This is a genomic window from Bradyrhizobium sp. Leo114, from assembly GCF_055229415.2.
In genome coordinates, this window is record NZ_JBUYEN020000067.1 from 24,713 (window position 1) to 32,253 (window position 7,541).

Sequence of the window (7,541 nt, forward strand, 5' to 3'; positions counted from 1 at the left end):
GGGCACCGGTTCGCGTAAAGAAAACGCGTCAAGAGAACGGAAGTCCCGGAGAGTTTGCGTGGCAGGTAGCGTTCACCCTCGTCAGCTTGCGTTGGCGTTGCCGCATGCGGAGAGCCTGACCCGCGACGACTTCCTGGAGGGAACGGCGAATGAGGCCGGCCTTGCTCTGATCGAGAGCTGGCCCGACTGGCCGAACCGCATCATGCTGCTGGTCGGCCCCGAAGGAGCGGGCAAAAGCCACCTCGCCGCGATCTGGGCCGAGCGCGCCGGCGCGCGCTCGACAGCGGCGCACGCACTGTCGGCCGAGACCGTGCCGGCGGACCTTGCGACCGGTGCACTCGTGGTCGAAGACCTGAACCCGCACGGCTTCGATGAGCGCGCGATGTTTCACTTGCTCAATCTTGCCCGCCAGGACGAAGCCTTCGTGCTGATGACCGCTCGCATTCCGCCCTCCGCGTTCGAGATCGAATTGCGCGACCTCCGGTCACGGCTGCGCGCGGTACCGACCGTGTCATTGTTGCCGCCAGACGATCTCTTGTTTCGCGGCCTGATCATCAAATACTGCACGGACCGACAGATGACCGTAGACGAATCACTGGTGAGCTATCTCGCCAGCCGGATCGAGCGTTCCTACGCCGCCGCCCGCCAGGCGGTGGAGCTGCTCGACACCGAGGCGCTGCGGCTCGGCCGGCCGGTGACGCGGGCGCTGGCAGCGGAACTGTGGCGCAACGCCTGATCCCTGTGACTTGACGGCGCGGGCTTCCGGAACGTCAATGTCATCGAAACGTCATCCACTTATCACAGGGTTTGCGTTGCATTTGCTTAAGTGGCTCTGGGCCTGAACTCGAATGGATCGAGAACTTCATGGAATCGGCACAACCTATTGAAGTACAAGAGAAAGAACAGGTTGCTGAAGGGCTACCGGCGATCGCGACGAGCCCCGAGCGCTTCATCAACCGCGAGCTTTCCTGGCTGCATTTCAATCGCCGCGTGCTGGAAGAGGCCGTCAATCCCGGCCACCCCGCGCTCGAGCGGGTGAGATTCCTGTCGATTTCAGCCAATAACCTCGACGAGTTCTTCATGGTCCGCGTCGCCGGTATCAAGGCGCAGGTCCGTGAAGGCATCCCGGAGCGCAGCCCTGACGGGCTGACGCCATCCGAACAGCTCGTCCTGATCAACCAGACCGTCTCCAAGCTCGCCTCCGACCAGCAGGCGATCTGGAGCGACCTGCGCACGATGCTCTCGGAAGTCGGCATCCAGCTCGTCGACGGGCGAGACGCCACCAAGACGGAGCGGGCCTGGATCGAGGATCATTTCCTCCACAGCATCTTCCCGCTGCTGACACCGCTCGCGATCGATCCGGCACATCCCTTCCCGTTCATTCCCAACCTCGGCTTCACGGTGGCGCTGCAATTGTCCCGGATCTCCGACGGCAAGGCGATGAACGCGCTGATCCGCATGCCCGGCAAGATTGACCGCTTCATCCGCATCCCCAGTGAGGGCCGGCTGCGCCTGATCACACTGGAGCAGGCCACCGGCCTCTTCATCGGACGTCTGTTCCCGGGCTACACGGTCATGGGCCAGGGCGCCTTCCGCGTCATCCGCGACTCCGAAATCGAAATCGAAGAAGAAGCCGAAGACCTCGTCCGCACGTTCGAGACCGCGTTGAAGCGACGCCGGCGCGGATCGGTGATCCGGCTGGAGATCGAGGCCAAGATGCCGGAGGAGCTGCGCCTGTTCGTGCAGCACGCACTCAACGCCGCCGACGACGAGGTTTTCCTGGTCGACGGCGTGCTGGCCATGAACGAGCTGTCGCAACTCACCCGGCTCGACCGGCCCGATCTCGAATTCACCCCCTATGTGCCGCGCCATCCGGAACGGGTGCGCGACCATGGCGGCGATATTTTTGCCGCGATCCGCCAGAAGGACCTGATCGTCCACCACCCCTACGAATCCTTCGACGTCGTGGTGCAGTTCCTGCAGCAGGCCGCACGCGATCCCGAGGTCGTCGCCATCAAGCAGACGCTCTATCGCACCTCGCAGAATTCACCGATCGTGCGCGCGCTCGCGGAAGCGGCTGAGGCCGGCAAGTCGGTCACGGCGCTGATCGAGCTGAAGGCCCGCTTCGACGAGGAAGCCAACATCCGCTGGGCGCGCGACCTCGAACGCGCCGGCGTGCAGGTGGTCTACGGCTTCATCGAGCTCAAGACCCACGCCAAATTGTCGATGGTGGTGCGCCGCGAGGGCAGCAATCTTACCACTTACGTCCACACCGGCACCGGCAACTACCATCCGGTGACCGCCCGCATCTACACCGATCTCTCCTACTTCACCTGCGATCCGGTCATCGGCCGCGACGCCGCGCGCGTGTTCAACTACGTCACCGGCTATGCCGAGCCGAGCGACATCGAAAAGATGGCGGTGTCGCCGCTCACGCTGCGCAAGCGCATCATCGAGCACATCCAGGGCGAGATCGGTCACGCGCGTCATGGCCGGCCGGCCGCGATCTGGATGAAGATGAACTCGCTCGTCGACCCCGACATCATCGACGCGCTCTATGAAGCATCGCAGGCGGGAGTGCCGATCGAGCTCGTGGTGCGCGGCATCTGCTGCCTCAGGCCGGGGTTATCAGGACTTTCCGAGAACATCCGCGTCAAATCGGTGATCGGCCGCTTCCTGGAACACGGCCGAATCTATTGCTTCGGCATGGGATATGGGCTGCCCAGCGCGAAAGCGGCTGTGTATATCTCCTCTGCCGACATGATGCCGCGGAACCTCGACCGCCGTGTCGAGGTGCTCTGCCCGCTGCAAAATCCCACGGTGCATCAGCAGGTTCTCGAACAGATCATGGTCGCGAATCTGAAGGATACGGAGCAGAGCTGGCGATTGTTGCCCGATGGATCGTCAACGCGTATGAAGGCCGCGAAAGGCGAAGAGCCTTTCAACCTTCATAATTACTTCATGACGAATCCGAGTCTGTCGGGCCGTGGAAAGTCTCTCAAGGAATCTTCACCGCGCCGTCTCACTCGCCGCAACGAGCGCTAGAGCGTTTTCGAGCGAAGTGGACACCGGTTCGCGTGAAGAAAACGCGTCAAAACAACAATCTAGAGCTTCGGTTCTGATTCAATCAGAACCGAAAATGCTCTAGCCACCACAAGGGGACTTTCCGGTGAAGCGACCGCGCAAGCGCGCTACCAGCGTCGCTGTCATCGATATTGGCTCCAACTCGGTGCGTCTCGTGATCTACGAGTCGCTGTCACGTAACCTCACCACGCTGTTCAACGAGAAGGCGCTGTGCGGTCTCGGCCGCGAGGTGCAGAGCACCGGGCTTCTTGCCGAGGATGCGGTCGCAAAGGCGCTGACGGCGCTGCGGCGGTTTCGCGCGCTGTGCCGGATCCAGAGGGTCGGCCGCGTCTATGCGATCGCGACCGCCGCCTGTCGCGACGCCAGGAACGGTGCCGATTTCATCGCCGAGGCCGAGCGCATCTGCGGAACGCGGATCGAGATTCTATCAGGCCCACGGGAAGCCAAGCTCTCCGCCCTGGGCGTCGTCTCCGGCGTGCACAAGCCCGACGGCATCGTCGGCGATCTCGGCGGCGGCTCGGTCGAACTGATCGACGTCAAGGGCAATCGCGTCCACAGCGGCGTGACGCTGCCGCTCGGCAGCCTCGCGCTGCAGGACCTCTCGCACAAATCGCTGAAACGCGCCGAGCGCATCGTCCGCAACGAACTGTCCGAGGTTCCGCAACTTAAGGCGGGCCGCGGCCGCAATTTCTACGCGGTCGGCGGCACCTGGCGCGCGCTGGCGCGCATTCACATCATCCAGAGCGGCTATCCGCTCAAGGTGATGCACGGCTACTCGATTCCCGCCGCTGACGCGCTCGATTTCGCGCAGCGCTTGCGCCGGCTGGCGGCCGCCAATTTGCTCGCCAATATCGAGGCTGTGGCCGACGCGCGGCGGCCGCTGCTCACCTACGCCGCGCTCGTTCTTGAATACATCATCCGGGTGGCAAAGCCGAAGACGATCGTGTTCTCCACCTTCGGCGTGCGCGAAGGCCTGTTCTACGAAATGCTGCCGCCAGCCGAGCGCGCCAAGGATGGCCTGATCTGCGCAGCGCAGACCATGAACGGCCTGCTCTCGCGATCGGCACGCCACGCGGAGGAACTGATCGCCTGGACCGATCGGCTGGTGCGCGTCGTGAGGCTGCGCGAGACCGACGAGGACCGTAGGCTGCGCCATGCCGCCTGCCTGTTGTCTGATATCGGCTGGCGGGTGCATCCCGATCACCGCGGCGAGGAAACGCTCAGCCTCATCACCAACGGCAATTTCGGCTCGATCACCCATCAGGGCCGCACCTTCGTCGCGCTCTCGGTATTCTACCGCTACGCCGGCCTGAGCTTGGAGAACGAACCGCCGGAAATCGTCCAGGAGATGGTGCCGCACACGATGCTCGAACGCGCGCGCCTGCTTGGCGCCGCGTTTCGCGTCGCGCACCTGATCTCGGCGGCACGGCCCGGCGTGCTGCCGGCAACCCATTTCCGCACCGACGGACGCAAACTCATGCTGGTGTTCGAGCACCGGATGGTCGATCTCGTCGCCGACCGCGTCGGCAGCCGCTTCAAGCAACTGGCGCGTCTGGTCGGACGCACCGGTTCGATCGTACGGCGCTAGCGACTTTCACCTCCCCCGCTTGCTGGCAGGGCTATCGCATATGAAATAGAACTTGGTTGGGAGTTCCTTCGCAGCCCATCCTTCGAGACGCCCGCCTTTGGCGGGCTCCTCAGGTCTGATTTCGCGGCGGAATCTTAGACCCTCATGGTGAGGAGCGCCGCCTGCGGCGCGTCTCGAGACGATGCTGCATCGCTCGGAGAACCATGAGGCCCGCCTCGTTCACGGCCATCAAACAGCTATATGCGATACTCCTGCCCGCGAGCGGGAGAGGGAGCGCAGCATTCATCGCGGATGCAAGTCGACGTAATTTTATACGCTACGCCGCCTTGGCGGCCCGCTCGGCGTGATGCAGCGCGCGCCGGCGCCAGATCGATCCGACGACCAGCACCACGATGACGCCAAGCAGCGCCAGCGCGATCTCGCCGCCATGGCCGCCGCCGGCAAAATGCGGACCGATGCCGAGCGTGCCCAGCCAGGAATCGAGCGTATTGCCGACCGGACCGGCAAACAGCGCATCGAGCTTGGGATCGACCGCCGGATCGGTCGCGATCACATCGCCGGCGATCCACCCGAGCAGGGCCGCGCCGGCCCAGACCAGCACCGGCAGTTTGCTGAGCAGTGCCATGATCAACGCCGCGCCCGCGACGATCAGGGGCACGCTGATCGCAAGGCCGAGCACCAGAAGCGGCACGCTGCCATTGGCAGCGGCGGCAACCGCGATCACGTTGTCAAGGCTCATGACGATGTCGGCGACGACGACGATCTGCACCGCCGCCCATAGATGCGCGGCCGCATCCACGCTGTCCTCGTCATCATGTTCGGGAACGAGCAGCTTTGCTGCGATCACGATCAGCGCCAACCCGCCGACGAGCTTGAGGTAGGGGAATTCCATCAAGGTCGCGACGATGCCGGTGAAGATGATGCGCAAAATCACCGCGGCCGCCGCGCCGAAGATCATGCCCCACAGCCGCTGGCGCGGCGCGAGCCCGCGGCAGGCCAGCGCGATCACCAAGGCGTTGTCGCCCGACAACAGCACATTGATCCAGATGATCTTGCCGACGGCGACCCAAAACGTCGAGGTCGCCATCTCGCTCTTGAACTGCGTGAAGAAAGCCGCGAGATTCGCGGGATCAACGATCTGCCACAGCCAGTCCACAGCGCTTCCTTTCGGCCTTGCGGCCACCCCTCGCGACGCTCAGCCCGCCGCAACTTCGTTGTATTAGAGCGTTTTCGAGCGAAGTGGGCACCGGTTCGCGTGAAGAAAACGCGTCAAAACAAGAATCTAGAGTTTCGGTTCTGAATTCCATCAGAACCGAAACTCCTCCAGCGTATTAGCCGACGATCTCGTTGCCCGAGAAGAACTGCGCGATCTCGATCGCGGCCGTCTCCGGAGCATCGGATCCATGCACGGAATTCTCGCCGATCGATTTCGCATGGAGCTTGCGGATTGTGCCTTCGGCGGCCTTGGACGGATCGGTGGCGCCCATCACGTCGCGGTATTTGGCGATCGCCCCCTCGCCTTCCAGCACCTGGACCACGACCGGGCCGGAGGTCATGAACTCGACCAGCTCGCCGAAGAACGGGCGCGCCTTGTGGACGGCATAGAAGGTCTCGGCCTGCTCACGGGTCATGCGAATCCGCTTCTGGGCCACGATTCGGAGCCCGGCCTTCTCGATCAGTGCGTTGACCGCGCCGGTCAGGTTACGCTCCGTCGCGTCGGGCTTGATGATCGAGAAAGTGCGTTCAGTCGCCATAATATCGTCCTTGCAAACGCTGGTTAACGAGTTGCGGGGGCTTATATCGGCGTGATCCTGCGACGGCAAGCGACCCGGTGTCGCCCTCGCCCTTTAGTTTGGGCACGATTTGGCGATCAGGATCAGCGTCAGCCCCCGGGGCCGGCACAGCCTTAGCCGGCCCGGATTACGACAATTTCACGAACGTGAACCCATTCTGTAGCAGCCGTCGCGCTCCCGTTCAGGCGGCGCGGCCTAAGCTCTGCATCGATCGGACGCCTTCGAAGCTTGTCCACACAGCTAAAGCGAGGGCGTCACGGGCGATATTGTCACCGCCGGCGCTTCCGACGGCGCCGAAACTCGAGGAGACGACCATGCTACGTAAATTCTCGCTTGTCGCTCTTGCCGCGGCCTCGCTCGGCGCGGCTGCGCTGGCGCCGACCTCCGCCTCGGCATGGGACGGTTGGCACGGTGGCTGGCATCGTGGCTGGGGCTGGGGTCCGCGCGTCGTTGTCGGCGGCCCCGCCTACTACGGCGGCCCCGGCTATGGCGGCTGCTACACGCGCCGCCTGGTGCCGACCCCTTGGGGCCCCCGCTGGCGCCTCGTCAACCGCTGCTACTGACCTGACCAGAACTCCCCCAACCTAAACTCCCCCAAGACTTGAGCGCCCCGGCCGCAACGCCGGGGCTTTTTTTGCGCATGGAACCCGCTGGTCTCCTACCTGCGAGCGAGGATGTCGATGCGCGACAATCGGAAACAAATTCAGCCTGTCGGACTTGACCTTGCGAGCTTTCGCTCAAGCAAGGCGAGATGGAACTCGCCGAGAGACCGATCATGAATAGCCGAAGCCACGCTGATTTTGAGCTGCTCGATCACAAGACCTGCCGGTCCATTTGCGACGCGGTCGGCGAACGGCTGCAGCAAAGCTTGCGCCCGGAGTCGTCGCTGACCTCTCAGTTGCAGCATCTCTTGAACGAGCTGCGCCGGCGCGAGGAAGACGGCCTGCATTAGGCTGTGTGGACTCTTGGGATTCTCAAATCAGACGGAACGTGATTCAAGGCTTTCTTTTAGGAGGAAGCCTTGGGGGTTCTGGATCGGCTCGTTCTGAACGACACGCAATGGGACCGTATCTCCG

Annotated in this window: 7 protein-coding genes; 5 read left to right on the forward strand and 2 right to left on the reverse strand. The window is 63.4% G+C overall.

The features are described from left to right. The first annotated feature begins 58 nt into the window (after window positions 1-58). The 3 genes from ACZIRK_RS40340 (at window position 59) to ppx (ending at window position 4,672) form a co-directional block, all read left to right on the forward strand. Window positions 59-736: a P-loop NTPase family protein gene (locus tag ACZIRK_RS40340; RefSeq protein ID WP_474419428.1), complete on the forward strand. Its 678-nt coding sequence runs from the start codon at window positions 59-61 to the stop codon at window positions 734-736. Window positions 737-864: 128 nt separating this feature from the next. Then, on the forward strand, window positions 865-3,045 hold the full coding sequence (locus ACZIRK_RS40345; RefSeq protein ID WP_130228047.1) for an RNA degradosome polyphosphate kinase: 2,181 nt from the start codon (window positions 865-867) through the stop codon (window positions 3,043-3,045). Window positions 3,046-3,169: 124 nt separating this feature from the next. Beyond that, a complete protein-coding gene (gene ppx, locus ACZIRK_RS40350) occupies window positions 3,170-4,672 on the forward strand; it encodes an exopolyphosphatase (RefSeq protein WP_028165894.1) in 1,503 nt (500 codons plus the stop codon). A 316-nt stretch (window positions 4,673-4,988) separates the two neighbouring features. On the opposite strand, the gene ACZIRK_RS40355 is transcribed toward ppx, so the two are convergent. Both ACZIRK_RS40355 and ndk read right to left on the reverse strand, forming a co-directional pair. Continuing rightward, window positions 4,989-5,828, reverse strand: a complete 840-nt coding sequence (locus ACZIRK_RS40355) for a TerC family protein (RefSeq protein WP_130228045.1) — start codon at window positions 5,826-5,828, stop codon at window positions 4,989-4,991. 175 nt (window positions 5,829-6,003) lie between these two features. Next, the gene (gene ndk, locus ACZIRK_RS40360) at window positions 6,004-6,426 is read right to left on the reverse strand and encodes a nucleoside-diphosphate kinase (protein WP_028165896.1); all 423 of its coding nucleotides are present in this window, start codon (window positions 6,424-6,426) and stop codon (window positions 6,004-6,006) included. Between the two features lie 353 nt (window positions 6,427-6,779). Between ndk and ACZIRK_RS40365 the strand changes: the two genes are divergently transcribed. Together ACZIRK_RS40365 and ACZIRK_RS40370 are read left to right on the forward strand one after the other, a co-directional pair. Continuing rightward, the gene (locus ACZIRK_RS40365) at window positions 6,780-7,028 is read left to right on the forward strand and encodes a hypothetical protein (RefSeq protein ID WP_028165897.1); all 249 of its coding nucleotides are present in this window, start codon (window positions 6,780-6,782) and stop codon (window positions 7,026-7,028) included. A 188-nt stretch (window positions 7,029-7,216) separates the two neighbouring features. Continuing rightward, complete coding sequence (locus ACZIRK_RS40370; protein WP_130228044.1) at window positions 7,217-7,417, forward strand: hypothetical protein; 201 nt, start codon at window positions 7,217-7,219, stop codon at window positions 7,415-7,417. Window positions 7,418-7,541: the final 124 nt, after the last annotated feature.